The sequence below is a fragment of the Clostridium beijerinckii genome (assembly GCF_036699995.1).
Lineage (GTDB): Bacteria > Bacillota > Clostridia > Clostridiales > Clostridiaceae > Clostridium > Clostridium helianthi.
Map to the genome: position 1 here is coordinate 811,927 of NZ_CP144906.1, position 15,736 is coordinate 827,662.

The window sequence follows — 15,736 nt, forward strand, 5'->3', positions numbered from 1 at the left end:
AAAATGAAGAATATTAGGATAGACATTGTAAGAATGGCAGCTGTTAATATAATGATGGCTGCTTCTTTTAATTGATGTAAGAAAAAACGGAAGTTAATACGCAAAAAAACAACGAATGTTGGAATTATATGAAAAAAAGTAAAATAATTGGCTATAATTATAAATATATAGGAGGGATAGAGTTGAGTATATTTGCTGATATCATTTCAGGTGTAATTGATGCTGTGGATAGAGAAGTTCAAAAGACAGATAGAAAAATTAATGAGGGTTTGGATAAGTTTGTAGATTTTGGTGAACGAATAGATGCTACTTTTGGAACTGGGGATTATAAATATAAAAGTAGTGAAGAAAGAGTGAAAAGAGTATTTCAATCAGAAGTTCCTATGGTTTATAGTAAAGAAAATTATGAACATGACGAGGAATATAAAACTGAAGCTGAATATGGAGATATAATAGGTGTGCATAGAGATCTTGGGTATGATCATTATGGTGTATATGTTAATGATAGTTGTATAATACATTTTGCATCGAAAAATAGTGATTTTGGAGATCAAGTAATTCATGAAACTAATTTAAGAGGTTTTCTTAGAGGTGATAAAGATTATTTTGTACTAAATTTTCCTAAAGTATATGGAAAACCTCGAAAGATAGAGAGATCTGAAATTTTCTTGCATATGCCATCTAACCATACTGACGTTATGAAGGAAATCTCATATAGATTATATAGCCAAGAAAAAACTGTAGAAAGAGCAAGGAGTAAAATGGGGAGCAAAGGATATAATTTGATATTTAATAACTGTGAACATTTTGCAATTTGGTGTAAAACAGGTATACATGAATCACATCAGATAAATGAGTTATTGGAAGATACAAAAAAGAGTTATATTTGATAGAATATTAATTAAGAATTATTAAGTGTACTGAATTCTAAATAGCAGCTGTTAAATAATGATGGCTGCTTATTTTTTTTATTCAATTTAATAAAAGATATGATAAATGCATCAAAAAGTAATTGAAATTAGTAATAATATAGTCTAATTAGTATTAAAAATTCATTTGATTTCTTAATATTTATAAAAAGAACTGGATAGCCAAAATGCTGATTTTCCTTGAAAATCAATGAATCTGAGAAAAAGATATACCCCAAAAATTGGGGTATATTTCATATAGATATATCTAGATTTTTGGGATGTATTTAAAATTAAATCATTTTTACTAGCTGGCTCTGATGTGGAACATAGAAAGAAGAGTTGAATCAATTCTATTTCCTTGGTAAGCAATTCTTGGGTCAAGATAATAATTCACACTTCTTTTAACCTTAACAGAAGCAAATACTCCTTTTTTAACTAAGGAAGCCATATATTTATCTACTGCATTTTGTCTAATTCCAAGAACTGTTTCTAGATCTTTTTTTATCATTGGAGTACCGTCTTCATTTGTGATAAGGTTGTTCTCATATGTTATATGATAGGATAGAATACTAATAATACCCATTTCAGCAACAGAAAGGCCATATGTCTTTTTAATTTGTTGAATATAAGACTTGAAATTCTTATTAAAGTACTTCTCAGGTGTCCATGGATGTCTAGTATCCCCTTTAACAGAAATGGAAAAAAGGGGAACTTCCATTCCCTCACGTTCCATTTTTTTCTTCTCCTCTAAAATAGCATTAGCAAGTCTATTGTGAACAGCAATGGCATTTCTTGTTTTTTCCATACCTATTTCAGCATTAGTTTTCTTTTTCATTGTAACCACCATCCTTAGTGACTAAAGAAAAATAAGTATCTAGCAGTTCATTAAGGAAGGCTGATATATTTTCAATGATACCTTCTTCTTTTAAAGTCTTTAAAGCTTGAATATTATTTTTGGTGAAATAACAGCTCATTCTAGTATGTTTGAACTTATATTTTTCACTATCATTCTTCTTGGGGCGACCTCTTTTATCTGCATGGTAGCCAAAACTTGATAGTTTACTAAGTAATATTAATCTTTTCTTTACTTGTAAGTCTAATTTTTTCTGATAGTGATAAAATTCCGATTTACTCATAGAAGAAGTATCTTCTTTTCTTAGATTTTTGATTAGATCCTTACAGTCATTAAATTCTGATATAAGTTTCTTAATCTTTTCCTCATTTAATATTTGGAGATTATTTAGAAAAATCCTTTTAACTTTAGTTATTTGATTTGTAGTATTTTGCATTTTTGCATCCTCCTAAAAAATTATTTAATATAATGTTAATTTTGGGAGACCAAAAAATAATTAAAAATAGAATTGATGCAGGGGATAGAAAAGTGAGAAATAAGTGGATTTTCAAGGTGACCTAAAAATAATTCAATACAATAAAATGACTATAAGGGAATTGTCCTTATAGTCCTGAAAATAAATTTATAACGTACTTAAATTAATTAGAATAACTACTCTGTCATTTTTTTAATGCAATTCTAACAGCTTCACAAAAAGTTGAAAATCCAACTGGGGTTGCACTTACTGCTATAAATTTACCATCCTTACCTTGTGTAATCTCATACCAGTTATCATCTCTTATGTTAGTAAAGGCTTCCTCTAAACTTCTATAATTATTTTTACTATATTTTATTTTAATAAGTTCTATCAAATCTTCAGTTAATTTAAATTTCTGCCTATTTCGAGTATCATATTTCGAGCGGTTTATGATAAAGTCTTTTGAATCATAAATGTTATAATTTTCATTGGGATTCGATTCTTTAAACTGTTGAAAGTTATCCTCAAATTCTTTAATGCACTTAGTTATTGTATCTCTATGAACACCCAGTAATCTTGATATTTCTCTTTTTGAGGTATTTTTACACCACATATCAAATATTTCATACTTTTTCTCATAGCTTATCATTTCATACCGCCTTACAAATATATATTTTATTTATTGTAGCATAACATGGTACAAAATTCACATGGAAAACATACTCTAACAGTTCTATGAAGGCATAAAATTTTATTTATTGCCTGAACTACCTTATAAAAAACGAAAAATAATTTTTTTGTATATAGTTTTTAAGGAGGTGTTTTTGTGAAATAAAGTTTTAAAATTATCTGTTATACTTCAGGAGTTAAAAAATTAGAAATTCAAAGAATTAAAAAATGAAAGGATAAGAAGTTATGAACATTAAGAAGTTAGAAAATTTGAAAAACATTGCATTACAATATATTAAAATGGACCTTCCCATAATCGAGTGTGACAGTAAAATACCTAAAAAGAAAGGTTGGAACAAGGTTAGCAAAACGGATCCAGAAGAAGTTAAAGACTGGTTTATAAAGTCCAAGTTCCCGGGGATTGGATTAGTGCTAGGAGGTGATTGCGGTATTGTTGGAATTGATATTGATGGTCCCTCGGCAGTTGAGTTATTACATGAAAAATCACAGGGAGATTTACCAGATACCTGGACTTATATAACACCAGGAAATGGGATGAGATATTTGTATCGTTTTCCTAAAAATCTTAATGCAAAAAAGCGTACTTTTACATTAGAAGGAGAACACTCAGAGTTAGCATTTTTAGGTATAGGACAGCAGACTATTCTTCCAGGTTCATTGCATCCAAATGGCGGTACATATGAGTGGGTGGAGAAAAAAAGCTATAAAGATCTAGAAATTGCAAATGCACCTGATTGGATGGTGAAAATAATGACTGAAAGTTCTGGTGTTAATCAAAGTAAACTAAACAATTTTGAAGATTCAAAATTACTTAGTGAGAGTATAATTAATTACCAATTAGGCAAATTTACTTCAAAATGCCTGCACTGCAAAAAGGCGTTAGAGCTTCAAGAAGGTGGTGGTCTTTCAGAGGATGAATGGTTTGAATTTGAAAATTTCTTTATAGCTTGTGGAAATGATCAACTTGCATTTGCTTTTTCGGAGAAATCAAAGAAACATGATAAGCGAAGCGAAGAACGTATAGAGAAGCTTATAAATGAAAGAAATTCGGCAGATAAAAAATATGGTCCAGCTAAATGTACAAGCTTTGGCTGTTCTGAGAAGCAAATTTCTCTATGTTTTGGCAGTGCGAAAAAAGGAGATGATGGAGATTTACACTATAGTCCAAGTATCTTTCTAAATACTGTAACAAAAATTGTTCCACCCGAACTAGATGTGTATAAAGATTACATTCAAGCATTACAGGATATTGATGGGGTATATCTAGATGAAAATGGAAGAATGTGCATTTTAACATCTGAAGGTACTAAAAAAGTAATCGCAAATTTTATATTAAGAATAGTTAAAAATGTAGTTGCGACAGATGGTATGGTTACAGATAGCTCCATTATAGTCGAAGGAGTACTTGAAGGTGGAAGAGTATTGGAACCAAAGGAAGTGAAAATAAATGAATTTGAGCGTTTAGACTGGCTTATTAAGGCTTGGGGGGTAGCTCCAGTAATTTATTCTGGTTATGGGGTAAAAGACAAAGTTAGAGAAATTATTCAGCGTGTTAGTAAAAATATTGAAATACAAATGCTATACAAGCACATTGGATGGGCTAAGTTACAAGATGATTCACTTGCATATTTGCATGGAAATGGTGCAGTAGGTGTGGACAACGTCGATGTCAAACTTGATTCATCTTTAAAGTGCTATTCTTTTCCACCAAGGGCTATGAATATTAAAGAAGCGATAAGTTCAAGTTTAAAAATATTGAAAACTACACCTTTGAAAATTAGTATTCCATTATTAGCACTTGTTTATATTTCACCACTTGTTTATTTTTTTCAACAGGCTGATTTATCTCCAAACTTTATTATTTGGTTATACGGACGTACAGGAAGTAGAAAAACAGCATTGTCATTAGCTATGTTATCTCACTTTGGTTACTTTAACTCACCACCAGCTTCATTTAAGGATACAGCAAACTTCATTGAGAAAAAAGCTTACGTGGTAAAAGATTCATTACTTCTAATTGATGATTTTCATCCAAATGGAGCTGATAGTGAAGTGAATTTAATGGCTAAAACTGCAGAACGTGCTATTCGTATTTATGGAGATCGAGTAGCTAGAGGTCGTTTAACTTCAACTACAGAATTTCAAGAAACATATGTACCTCGTGGTATGGCACTGGTTACAGGTGAAGATCTTCCAACTGGACAGTCTGCCAATGCGCGATTCCTTGCTATTGAATTGTTGGATGGTGATGTTAACCTGGAAAATTTAACATTTTTACAGAATAATAGAGAACTACTTAATCAGTCGATGCTTTCTTACATTGGATGGTTACAAAAGAATTCAACCAAGCTCCCGGAATTTGTAAAAAGTAATTTTTACAAGCGACGATCTGATTTTTTTGGTGAAAATGTACATGGAAGGTTAACTGATACAGCTGCTTATTTAGAAGTAGCTTTTTCACTTTTTCTTACTTTTGCAAGAAAAAATAAAGCAATTTCGGAGAAAAGATATAAAAAGCTAAAACAAATAGCTCACAACTTATTTAAAAAAGCAATTATAAATCAAAGTGAGGTAATTGTAGAGCAAAAACCAGAAAAAATTTTCATGGATACGTTGAATGAATTAATCAACTCAAATAAAGTTTACCTACTTGATAAAAATTCACCTGATAATGATTCACTTATAATTGGTGGGGGAAATAATCATATAGGATTTTATGATGATAAGTTTTATTACCTTTATCCTTTAGTAGCATACACTTGTGTAAATAGTTTACTTTCTAAGAATAAAAAGATGCTTCCTGTTACAGAAAAGATACTATGGAAAAACCTTGCAGATGCAAGGATGATTCAAATTGAATCATCTAAGTCTGGAAATAACCAAAACCTTCGAAAAGTAACTGTACCATCAACAAAGAAAGGTGAAAAAGTGCGAATGAGATTGTTACACATACACAAAGAATTTTTAGAAATATAAAAAATAATTTAGGGCTTGTGGGTAATGCAAGCTCTAAATCAAACAGAAATTAGATAGAAAATGATAAATAAAAATATTTGATTAATGGTACAAATTTCACTTGGAACAAATTATTCAACAAATATATATGGGCAATTATATAAAGATTTAGCCTACTATTTTATAAGGGGAGGTGAAAAAATGAAGAAATCAAAAAATAATAGCTATATGCATAGCGATAAAATAATAAATAATTATAAGAATAATGAAGAATTTAGTGAGCTTTTTGAAAGTTCTGATGATTGTGTTGTATTGGATGCGTATGATTCAATGGCACCATTTAAGGAAGGTATGACTTATGAAGACTGTACAATAACAAGCTATGAATCAACAAAACAAATTGGAAAAAGAGGAATTTGGATCAAATTATCTTTTGTTGTAAAAATAAAAGTGAGCGAAGGCATATTTAAAGAACTCAGCTTTGATTGTAGCAATACATTAAAATTTGGCGATAAATACTATGACTTAGTAAAAGCAACTCTTGGATATATACCGAGAAATAAAAAAATTAATCCAAAGGATATCATTGGTAAAGGGTTAACTGTAAAAGTTAAATCAGCTACACTTGGTGGTTATGAGTTTCCAATCATTCAGAATATTGTATACTGACCACTTTTAAAAGCTAGGGCAATCAGGACAGATATTTTGATGCCTGTATTAAAAAACTTAGTATAGTGTAAATAAAAAATAAAAATATAAATTTTAGGAGGAAATGTACATGAACAATTATGCGGAAAATAATAAATTAAAAAATAACAATGCTGAAGAGGATTTAGGAAAGGAAACTATAAATATTGAACATAATGACATTAGTTCTAAAGTGAATTTGGTACAATTCGACTTTTCAGATATTGAATTTTCAAAAACAAAAAGTAGCTCAAGAGGAGTATCTGGTGCTCCAGGATATTTAACAGTTATAAACTCTAAAAAAAATGGTAAGCGCGTTACGGTTGCTGGTAAAGTAATGGAACATTTAAATTTTCCGGACAAGCTAGAATTTAGCTATTATAAGAATGAAAAAATCTTAATTTCACAGGAATTTTCAGCAACCGCTGATGTTGCACAACATGCTGTTCGTAGAGAGAAAGAAGGAAAAAAGGGAATAATATACTCCTATGATTTAGTTGAAGAAATAACTAATAGATTTAACTTGGATTTTAGTGGAAAAACTACTTCTATTACATTTAGAAAGCTAGAGTTTGCTGAAAACAATGGTAAGTTAGTAGCTATAATATCTCTAGGGTAACTTGTATTTAATATTTTATTTAAAGGCAAATTTGTTTTCTGTATTAAATTATTGTTGGTAAACTTCTTTGCCTTTGGTATTTAATTAAATAAGTTAATAGAACTTTTAATTGTTGCTCATAAAATAAGGACATTAAGGACAGTTAAAATTTAAAAATTAATTTTATAAGTTATCATATTGATAACTTCTTTTATTTAAAACAATAGAAAGGATGCTGAAAAAATGAAAAAGGTTTTACAATTAAATGAATTAGATCAAGTTAAGAATGGAAATGAAGTATTGGATTGTAGCAGAAATAATGATACTTATTGGGAGGAACTATTAAAATATATAGATGACAAAATTCAAAATAAAGATTCCCTTTATATGATGGATAGATATTATGACGAAATTCTATTTGGTTAAAATTGTAAAAGCAAAGAGGTTAATTATATATTATTTATTAGAATATATAAATTAATGGCTTTACAGTTGAAATTACTATATAAGGAGGCCTAAGATGTTAAAACAATATTTATTAACTAAATTTAATAAAGCAAATAAATCTAATGAGCTTGTGGATTATATAGAAGCTAGGGGAGGGGTAGGTATAGCAGCACATCCTTTTTATGAATGGGTAGAAAATAATATAGATAAGATTAATTATACACTACTCAAAGCTATTATTACTAATATTGTTCCACTTGGTGCTGATGGTAGAAAATTTTATGAATTAATAATTTATAAGAGAAATAGTTTTCAAAACGAATTTTTAAATCTTTATGATAGGTTGAGCAATTTGTATATTAATGGGGAATTGAAAATATCATCATATTTAGAGTTAAGATATCTAGGATATACAGGGCAAAGATTAAAGAAAAAATGTCCAGCAGATGATGTATTAGGACAATATAATAAATGTTATGAAAATTCATAGGAGGTAACTTTAGATGAGTGGATATGTTAAAACATCAATATCTAGAAAAAAGTTATATGATAGAAATTACACTAGAGATAGTATTCAAAAAATAAAAGGTGAAGGTAATGTAGTTACATCTTCTGATAAGTACAAGGCTTTAATTGAAATACTAACTTCAAAGTATATTAACAAATGCAGTGTTTAAAGGAGAAATTGATGTCGGAGCATAAAAACTTCGACATTCAAACAAATGATAATTCTTAATATATAATAACTTAGATGAATTCAAGAGGTGATGTTATGGCTAAAGCAGTTTTTTATGGAAGGTTTTCAAGTAATAATCAACGTGAGGAGTCAATAGATGCGCAGTTAAGAGCAGCCAAAGATTTTGCACAAAGAAGCGGTTATGAAATAATAGAGGAATATACTGATAAAGCTAAATCAGGAACAAGTGACAAACGACCAGAATTTCTTAGGATGATTAAAGATGCAGAAAAGGGAAACTTTGATTGTGTAATAGTTCATAAGTTGGACAGATTTTCGAGGAATAAATACGATAGTGCAATGTATAAAAGAAAGCTAAAGCAATGTGGAATCAGACTTATTAGTGTTACAGAACAATTAGATGATAGCCCAGAAAGTGTAATACTTGAAAGTGTTATTGAAGGAATGGCGGAATATTACTCTAAGAACTTAGCAAGAGAAACCATGAAGGGTCTTACAGAGAATGGATATAAGGCTTTACATAATGGAGGAACTCCTCCATTAGGATATGATGTTAATAAAGATAAGAAATACATTATAAATGAAAGAGAGGCTGAAAGTGTTAAGTTAATATATGAGATGTGCATTGCAGGACATTCAAGAAGTGAAATGATTGATGAATTGAATGCAAGAGGCTTTAAAACTAAGTTAGGAACTGTGTTTAGACCCAATAGTATTCATAGTATATTAACTAATGAAAAATATACAGGTGCATATATTTACAATAAAACTGCTAAAAAAGATGCTTTTGGTAAAAGAAATGGACATGCATATAAAAATCCTGAGGAAGTGATTAGGATTGAAGGTGGTATGCCTACTATAGTGTCTAAAGAAGATTTTGAAAAAGTTCAAGAGATTCTAAAAATGAGAAAACAAAAACCAGGTGCTAATAAAGCTAAAGAAAATTATCTGCTTACAGGATTAATTAAATGTGGATGTTGTGGTAAGCCATATCAAGGCAACCGTAGAAAACCTAAGAATAAACCATTATATGTGTCATATAGGTGTTCAGTTAGGAAGAAAACAAGAACGAATGAGTGTGATAATAAGGAAATAAGAAAAGAATACATTGAAGAATATGTGCTATCTGAACTTGAAAGAAAAATATTTAATGATAAGGCAATTACGTATATAGCAGAAGGAATTAATAAGAACCTTCAAAAACAAAATAATGTTGATTCAGAAAAGAAAGCTGTATTATTAAAGCAAATGGAAGAAGTTGAAGGTCAAATTAATAATATAGTAACTGCTATAACAAATGGATTTTTTCAAGAAGAATTCAAATCTAAAATGGATGAGCTTAAAAATAGAAAGATTGAATTAGAAGTTAAGTTATCAGAAATTGAGTCTAAGGATATTAATCAAATAGTGACAGAAGCAGATGTAAGAAGCTTGTTAAGTAATTTTAGCGGTTATGTAATAAGTAGGAATGTTCCAGAATGCAAAAAATTCATAAGGGATTTTGTAAAAGAAGTTATAGTATATAAAGAACACATTGAAGTTATCTTCAATGTGTCTTTTTCTTTGCTCAAAAATAGTCAAGGAGTTAAGGTTATAAGTGAAATTAGTAGATATGATTTATATGAAAGATATAGTCAGAGTTTTTATATAAAGGTAAGTTGACATAGTATGAGAAGCTAGAAAATTATTCAGTGACTTTTATTGACTAGCTAAATTAATGAGAATGTACAAAGTTTGTAAGAGAAATTATCTTCAATGTTGTTTTTAGTTTACTTAAAAATAAGTGAGGCGTAGATGTTATAAATTAAATTGGTAGGTATAACTGATGTAATAATAAAGTAATAGCTATTAAATAAAAGTTAGTATATAAATATTAAAAAAATTTTATTTTAAATGTTTATTACATGAAGTAAATGTTAATAATTGGTAATGAGAAACCAAAATGAGAAAAAACCTCTCATAATATTACAAAGTGAGATTTTCGGTAGAGAGGTATTAGTAAAATAACAGATCTTATCAAATTTTAAATTCTGAAAATGTAAAGCAGGCATGGGATAATATCTGTTCCGTAATCAAAGATGAATTTGATAAGCTTATTCATCAAAATACTATAGTGTAAAACTAATGGACAATAGGAGGTGAATGGAAATGAGCGTTGTTTTTAATATAACTATAAATATAGCAAAATTATGTTTATTTGCTTAATTATTATAAATGTTAATATAAAAGGACAAGGAGGAAAATAGGTGAAAAGAAATCTAAATTATACAATCAGGCAACCTGATGATCATTTAAAATGCTTATTATGCATAAAACCTAAACCATTTTCGTGTTTTATCTGCAAAAAATATTAACGCATAAATTAAAAAAATACATTACCAAATTATGTTAGAGTACAGACCGTGTTAGGATGATTCCAAACCTGGTCTGTATTTTATTGGTCATTATAAATAAAATTAGTGTAGAAGTAGTAAATAGTTAGTTCTAAACAATTTGCGCTAAATTAATCTTTAACGAATAAGACATTGTTATTTAAGTATCTTAATTTATATAAATAAATAGTTGATATGAATTTTATGAGAATAGAATAAAAATTATGGGGATTTCAAGGTAACATGTACCATTCTAAGATATAATTAATACCCGAGAAGGTACATAGATCATTGCGATTGTCTTAATTTTTAAATTTAGCAATTATATTTAGAGTTTACTGTGAATGTAGCATAAGCAATCCTCAATAATATATGGGGCAAGCTCATGGAATTCCGTTGGAAGGTCTGAAGCTTCAATGTACATAAGTCGTTTGTTATCTTTTAAAAAATGCACCTTATGTTTATAATTAGCACCAAAAATTTTTTCGACTGCTATTTTAGGTCCTGCATGTAAAAAAACATGTGTTGGCATATGACCAAGATATATGCCAAGGGCTACTGAAGTATCATAAATAGAAAGTTCACCGAAATTCTTTATATTAGCTGAATTAACAAAAAAGATTATATCATTGAACCTATTCATTTTTTTTAATGTCTCTTCATTTATTCTAATATAATTGTAAACTTGTCTTATAGCGTCCAAAGCTTCCTCATTCACTTTAACAAACCATTTATGAATTGGAAATGAGGATAGTGCAACTTTAAGAAAGCTATCAAAGGTTTTAAAGTTCATACGTTCAAATTTTTTCAAATATTTTATATCTTCGTTCATCTTATTTTGCTTATAATCATTAATTAAGCTAGAAAGCTCATCCATAGACATTCCCCCATTAAAATAAATACTACAAAAGTATAATTCTTTTAACCTATATAATATATGACACTGCTATTTGAAATATAATTAAAGAAACCAATTCAAATTATGGACATCAAATATATTCATAATTAAATCAGCAATACTAGAAACAATGGAAGTTTATATTCAACCAACTTGGGTTAGTGTTCATTGAATATAAAAATTTACAATAGGAGATACTATTCGCAATATATTTATAAAAAGGAGATAATTATATGAATTTTAAGGAAGATTGCATTAAAGCTTTTGATGATTTTTATGAACAAAATAAGCCTCAGGTGCAGAAAGCGGGTATAGGCTTGGCTACTGGTATGTTCTTAGGAGCACCTTTTGGTCCAGTAGGTATAGCTGCATCCGGAGTAGGGCTTGCAACATTTGGAATAATATCTGGAAGTGTTGAGAAGTCAAAAGAACAAAAAGGGATAGAAACAACAAAGCACAACAAACTAATAAAATAGATAAAGAAATGAAGGAAGCTACTAAATTACAATAAAAAATTAAGTTTTTAAAACTATCTATAATAGCTGATGTAGAAATAAAGGATAAAAAACTATCATTTATTTCAATAAAAAAGATTAAATACTTTATTTATTATGAACGACTTTTTAATTATTATTTTAAGTATTACAAGCTTTAATAATTAAATAGTTCCGGAAGCAGATGTAAGAAACTCGTTAAGCAATTCCAGCGGCTATGTAATTCATAGGAATCTTCCGGAAGCAAAAAGTTCACAAGAGGAGAATTTGTAGAAGAAGTCATAGTGTATAAGGAACACATTGAAGTTGTCTTCAATGTGTCTTTTTTCTTTGCTCAAAAATAGTCAATGAATTAAGTTTATAAGCGAAACTGACAAGCATGATTTATATGACCGACATAATCAGAGTTTTTATATAGAGGTAGGTTAATAGAATGAAAGTTGGAATCTATTATGTGATTACATTGATAATAATTTAGAAATTAACATTTCATTTACTAAAGTGCTCTTTATCTAAAAATAATTATTGATAGTTTTATTCTAGTAATAAAATGCAAAGCCAAACTCATAGTAATAATGTATAAATAAAAGAAAGGGGAATATGCAAATATGGAAGTTGGAGAATGCTCGAGGTGTAAAAATAAAAAACTAATTAATAGTGGATATTGGTGTAGTGCACATAATAAGCTAATTAATATAGGTGACATAGTTTTATGTGCTTACTTTGTAAAGAAATAAAGCATTGAAATAAGAATCTACATGAAATTGTAGATTTTTATTTTTATATCAATAATATGGTAGTATAATATATTATTGGAATTAAATCGTAATTATGGAGGTAGAACAATGGGAATAGCAAAGTGGTGGAAAATAGACTTTCATACACATACACCTGAAAGTCGCTGCTTTTATAACAAAAGCGTTACAGGAAAAGATTGGATTAATGCAGCACTTGATTCGGGATTAAATGCTGTAGTCGTAACAGATCATAATTCTGTGGGATGGATAGGAACATTAAGAAAGGCAAGAGAAGAGATTATTAAAGAAAATAATAAAAGAGATCTATTTATATTTCCAGGCGTTGAACTATGTGTTGGGACAAGTCTGACTCATATTTTGGTTGTTTTTGATCCTAAAATGGAAACAGAAGATATTGAACAGTTTATAATAAGATGTGGTCTTACGAAAAATATGTGGACAGACACAACTAAATCTGTAAGGGAAGATATACTTGCAGACTTAATTAAGGAATATGATAAAAGGGTTTTGGTTATACCGGCACATTTTAATAAAAACAAGGGTCTTTGTAAAGAATTGGGGCAAAATGGTACAGCAAAGTTTGTCGATCTAATAAGAATAGATGCAATAGAAGTCAGAGACGAAGATGATATCAATGAGTTTAATAATAAGGTTAGAAATAAAGCTATTCCCAAAGTTGCTACTATTACTGGATCTGATAATCCGGGTAAGAATCCTGCCGAACATGATATAGTGAATTTTGGCAAGGCATATACATGGATAAAGATTAGTGAACCATCTATTGAAGCTCTTAGGCAGGTACTGTTAGACCCTGATACAAGAAGATATTGTGTATTAAGGAGCGAAGAAGAATCTCAACATAATCCAAATGATGTTACTCAGAATTATATAGCTGGCATACAAATAAAAAATCTTAAGCACGTAGATAATTTAGATTTTAAATTTTCTCCAAATTTAAATTGTATAATTGGTGGCAGAGGATCTGGTAAATCGACAATAGTTGAAATGATCAGACTTGCATTGAAGAAATATGATGATAGGAATATAAAAGAATATAAATTAATAAATAATACATATCAGGATAGCTCATGTGTAAACTTATTCTATAATTTTGGAGACTTTAATAAATATGGTATTAGTGTAAGTGGTAAAAAAAATAAAAAGAAATGGGATTATGAAAATGAAGAAGGTATAACTGATGAATATCCTGAATTTCCAATTTCAATATTTAGTCAAAAAGAAATCTATTGTTTAGTTGAAGATGATGAAAATCCAGAAAAATCTAACGATAGTCCATTGCTAAGAATTATTGATGAAAATATTATCACAGAAAAAATTAATATTGATGAAAGGATTGGTAAGTGTAAGCAGGAACTCACTCAATTATCTCAACAATTAATTTCAATTAGAAATCAGTTAAGGGATATTCCTAAAATTAAGGCAGAGATAGAACTTGGAAATAGTAAGCTTGAAAAGTTTAAAAACTCTGGGATTTTAGAAAAACGAGATGAGATATCATGTCTATCTAATATATATGATACTATAAGAGCTAGTTTAATTAGATACAAAGATTTTATTGATGAAACTAATATACAAATAGAGAGATTACATACTAGTGTTTTTAAGGATATTAATAGTTTAGTAATAAATGACGAAATGCAAATACTCGATTATACAGTAGACGCTATTAATAATATAAATAATGAAATAATTAATTCATTACGCAAAAATAATGATATCATTGATGTAATTACTGAAAGAATATATAACTCTGAATTAAAAGCTAAGTTAGATGAAAAAAAAGTTCTATATGATTCAATTATATCGCAAGTTAACGGAATAGATGTTAATAATTACAATCAGATTGAGGTGAAGAACAGAGAACAGATAAATAAATTAAATAATTTGTTAAAACTAAAACCAGAAGAAGATGAATTAATTGAAAGAATTGAAGAAAAAATTGTTGAGTATATAAAGCTTTGGAGAGAGTTATTTGATACTCGATATAAAATAGTGAATGAGATAAATGGTAATGCAACTAATATTAAAATTAATTTACACTTTCTATCTCATGGTAAAAGATGGCTTCATAACCTAAGGAAAGACCTAGGTAAAATAGGTACTTTTGATGATAATTTTATGATAATATATAACGAAATATTTAATAATGATATATTAAATATAAATAGATTACATGAATGGTTTAAATTTGTGTTAACTAGTGATAATGGAGACATAAAGTGTTATTTGGGGAATGATATTAATATAGATCCAAGGTTTGAGAATATATGGCTTGAAAAATTTAAAGACGGAATTTTATATACATTATTTAATTTTATTCCTGAAGATAGAGTGGAGATAAAGATTATAAATGATGGGCAACAAATAGGAATAAATGAGGGATCGCCAGGACAAAAGAGTGCTGCGATACTTGCATTTATATTAAATCAAGGTAATCAACCTCTTATAATAGATCAACCAGAAGATGATTTAGATAATAGTTTAATTATGGATTTGATTGTTGAAAATATAAGGAAATTAAAGAAGCATAGACAAATAATCATTGTAACTCATAATGCAAACATTCCTGTACTTGGTGATGCAGAAGGCATTATTATGCTAAACAGAAATCAAGTAGGCAAGGTCATATTTAAGGATGGAAAAAAAACTGGATGCATTGAGGAAAAAATGATAAAAGAAGGTATATGTAATATAATGGAGGGAGGAATTACAGCGTTTAAAAAGAGGGAAAGTAAGTATAAATACATAAAATAAATAATTATAATTTGTAAGACTATCTTTTATTTAAGAATGGTATTAAAAAATGTATCAAGTTCAACAGACTTGATACATTTTTATGTTCACTAAAGGTGCGTTTAACGAAGCATTAATGTTACTGTTGAAAAAACATATATATGA

The 15,736-nt window shown here is 28.7% G+C and carries 15 protein-coding genes; 11 read left to right on the top strand and 4 right to left on the bottom strand.

The annotated features are described in order from the left end of the window. Window positions 1–182: 182 nt before the first annotated feature. On the top strand, window positions 183–890 hold the full coding sequence (locus PZA12_RS04015) for a lecithin retinol acyltransferase family protein (protein ID WP_181005991.1): 708 nt from the start codon (window positions 183–185) through the stop codon (window positions 888–890). A 325-nt stretch (window positions 891–1,215) separates the two neighbouring features. Here PZA12_RS04015 and PZA12_RS04020 read toward each other — a convergent pair whose 3' ends face one another. The 3 genes from PZA12_RS04020 to PZA12_RS04030 form a co-directional block, all read right to left on the bottom strand. Continuing rightward, window positions 1,216–1,746 (bottom strand): hypothetical protein, encoded by a 531-nt coding sequence (locus PZA12_RS04020; protein ID WP_103698249.1) that lies wholly within the window; start codon window positions 1,744–1,746, stop codon window positions 1,216–1,218. Continuing rightward, window positions 1,730–2,200 (bottom strand): hypothetical protein, encoded by a 471-nt coding sequence (locus tag PZA12_RS04025; RefSeq protein ID WP_103698248.1) that lies wholly within the window; start codon window positions 2,198–2,200, stop codon window positions 1,730–1,732. The genes PZA12_RS04020 and PZA12_RS04025 overlap by 17 nt, the downstream gene beginning before the upstream one ends. A 223-nt stretch (window positions 2,201–2,423) precedes the next feature. Further along, window positions 2,424–2,870: a hypothetical protein gene (locus PZA12_RS04030; RefSeq protein WP_103698247.1), complete on the bottom strand. Its 447-nt coding sequence runs from the start codon at window positions 2,868–2,870 to the stop codon at window positions 2,424–2,426. A gap of 266 nt (window positions 2,871–3,136) precedes the next feature. Between PZA12_RS04030 and PZA12_RS04035 the strand changes: the two genes are divergently transcribed. The 7 genes from PZA12_RS04035 (at window position 3,137) to PZA12_RS04065 (ending at window position 9,957) form a co-directional block, all read left to right on the top strand. Then, a complete protein-coding gene (locus tag PZA12_RS04035; RefSeq protein ID WP_103698246.1) occupies window positions 3,137–5,887 on the top strand; it encodes a bifunctional DNA primase/polymerase in 2,751 nt (916 codons plus the stop codon). A gap of 180 nt (window positions 5,888–6,067) precedes the next feature. Beyond that, entirely contained in the window at window positions 6,068–6,535 is a 468-nt protein-coding gene (locus tag PZA12_RS04040) for a hypothetical protein (protein WP_103698245.1), read from the top strand. 109 nt (window positions 6,536–6,644) lie between these two features. Continuing rightward, window positions 6,645–7,172 carry a hypothetical protein gene (locus PZA12_RS04045; protein ID WP_103698244.1) on the top strand — a complete coding sequence of 176 codons (528 nt, stop codon included), beginning with the start codon at window positions 6,645–6,647 and terminating at the stop codon, window positions 7,170–7,172. Between the two features lie 222 nt (window positions 7,173–7,394). Then, window positions 7,395–7,577, top strand: a complete 183-nt coding sequence (locus tag PZA12_RS04050) for a hypothetical protein (RefSeq protein WP_103698243.1) — start codon at window positions 7,395–7,397, stop codon at window positions 7,575–7,577. Window positions 7,578–7,671: 94 nt separating this feature from the next. Continuing rightward, complete coding sequence (locus PZA12_RS04055; protein WP_103698242.1) at window positions 7,672–8,088, top strand: hypothetical protein; 417 nt, start codon at window positions 7,672–7,674, stop codon at window positions 8,086–8,088. A 13-nt stretch (window positions 8,089–8,101) separates the two neighbouring features. Beyond that, window positions 8,102–8,275, top strand: coding sequence for a hypothetical protein (locus tag PZA12_RS04060; protein ID WP_181005990.1), 174 nt, complete (start codon window positions 8,102–8,104; stop codon window positions 8,273–8,275). 95 nt (window positions 8,276–8,370) lie between these two features. Then, on the top strand, window positions 8,371–9,957 hold the full coding sequence (locus PZA12_RS04065) for a recombinase family protein (RefSeq protein WP_103698241.1): 1,587 nt from the start codon (window positions 8,371–8,373) through the stop codon (window positions 9,955–9,957). A 1,038-nt stretch (window positions 9,958–10,995) separates the two neighbouring features. On the opposite strand, the gene PZA12_RS04070 is transcribed toward PZA12_RS04065, so the two are convergent. Further along, window positions 10,996–11,544 (bottom strand): hypothetical protein, encoded by a 549-nt coding sequence (locus PZA12_RS04070; protein WP_103698240.1) that lies wholly within the window; start codon window positions 11,542–11,544, stop codon window positions 10,996–10,998. A 254-nt stretch (window positions 11,545–11,798) separates the two neighbouring features. Between PZA12_RS04070 and PZA12_RS04075 the strand changes: the two genes are divergently transcribed. The 3 genes from PZA12_RS04075 to PZA12_RS04085 all read left to right on the top strand — a co-directional run bounded on the left by PZA12_RS04075 (window position 11,799) and on the right by PZA12_RS04085 (window position 15,592). Beyond that, window positions 11,799–12,041, top strand: a complete 243-nt coding sequence (locus tag PZA12_RS04075; RefSeq protein WP_103698239.1) for a hypothetical protein — start codon at window positions 11,799–11,801, stop codon at window positions 12,039–12,041. 626 nt (window positions 12,042–12,667) lie between these two features. Then, the gene (locus tag PZA12_RS04080; protein WP_278286282.1) at window positions 12,668–12,796 is read left to right on the top strand and encodes a hypothetical protein; all 129 of its coding nucleotides are present in this window, start codon (window positions 12,668–12,670) and stop codon (window positions 12,794–12,796) included. A 108-nt stretch (window positions 12,797–12,904) separates the two neighbouring features. Continuing rightward, window positions 12,905–15,592: a TrlF family AAA-like ATPase gene (locus PZA12_RS04085; protein ID WP_103698238.1), complete on the top strand. Its 2,688-nt coding sequence runs from the start codon at window positions 12,905–12,907 to the stop codon at window positions 15,590–15,592. The last annotated feature ends 144 nt before the right edge of the window (window positions 15,593–15,736 follow it).

Coding starts and splice junctions, on each gene's coding strand:
- PZA12_RS04020 (WP_103698249.1), bottom strand. CDS start 1,746: ATGAAAAAGAAAACTAATGCTGAAATAGGTATGGAAAAAACAAGAAAT.
- PZA12_RS04025 (WP_103698248.1), bottom strand. CDS start 2,200: ATGCAAAATACTACAAATCAAATAACTAAAGTTAAAAGGATTTTTCTA.
- PZA12_RS04030 (WP_103698247.1), bottom strand. CDS start 2,870: ATGATAAGCTATGAGAAAAAGTATGAAATATTTGATATGTGGTGTAAA.
- PZA12_RS04035 (WP_103698246.1), top strand. CDS start 3,137: ATGAACATTAAGAAGTTAGAAAATTTGAAAAACATTGCATTACAATAT.
- PZA12_RS04040 (WP_103698245.1), top strand. CDS start 6,068: ATGAAGAAATCAAAAAATAATAGCTATATGCATAGCGATAAAATAATA.
- PZA12_RS04045 (WP_103698244.1), top strand. CDS start 6,645: ATGAACAATTATGCGGAAAATAATAAATTAAAAAATAACAATGCTGAA.
- PZA12_RS04050 (WP_103698243.1), top strand. CDS start 7,395: ATGAAAAAGGTTTTACAATTAAATGAATTAGATCAAGTTAAGAATGGA.
- PZA12_RS04055 (WP_103698242.1), top strand. CDS start 7,672: ATGTTAAAACAATATTTATTAACTAAATTTAATAAAGCAAATAAATCT.
- PZA12_RS04060 (WP_181005990.1), top strand. CDS start 8,102: ATGAGTGGATATGTTAAAACATCAATATCTAGAAAAAAGTTATATGAT.
- PZA12_RS04065 (WP_103698241.1), top strand. CDS start 8,371: ATGGCTAAAGCAGTTTTTTATGGAAGGTTTTCAAGTAATAATCAACGT.
- PZA12_RS04070 (WP_103698240.1), bottom strand. CDS start 11,544: ATGGATGAGCTTTCTAGCTTAATTAATGATTATAAGCAAAATAAGATG.
- PZA12_RS04075 (WP_103698239.1), top strand. CDS start 11,799: ATGAATTTTAAGGAAGATTGCATTAAAGCTTTTGATGATTTTTATGAA.
- PZA12_RS04080 (WP_278286282.1), top strand. CDS start 12,668: ATGGAAGTTGGAGAATGCTCGAGGTGTAAAAATAAAAAACTAATTAAT.
- PZA12_RS04085 (WP_103698238.1), top strand. CDS start 12,905: ATGGGAATAGCAAAGTGGTGGAAAATAGACTTTCATACACATACACCT.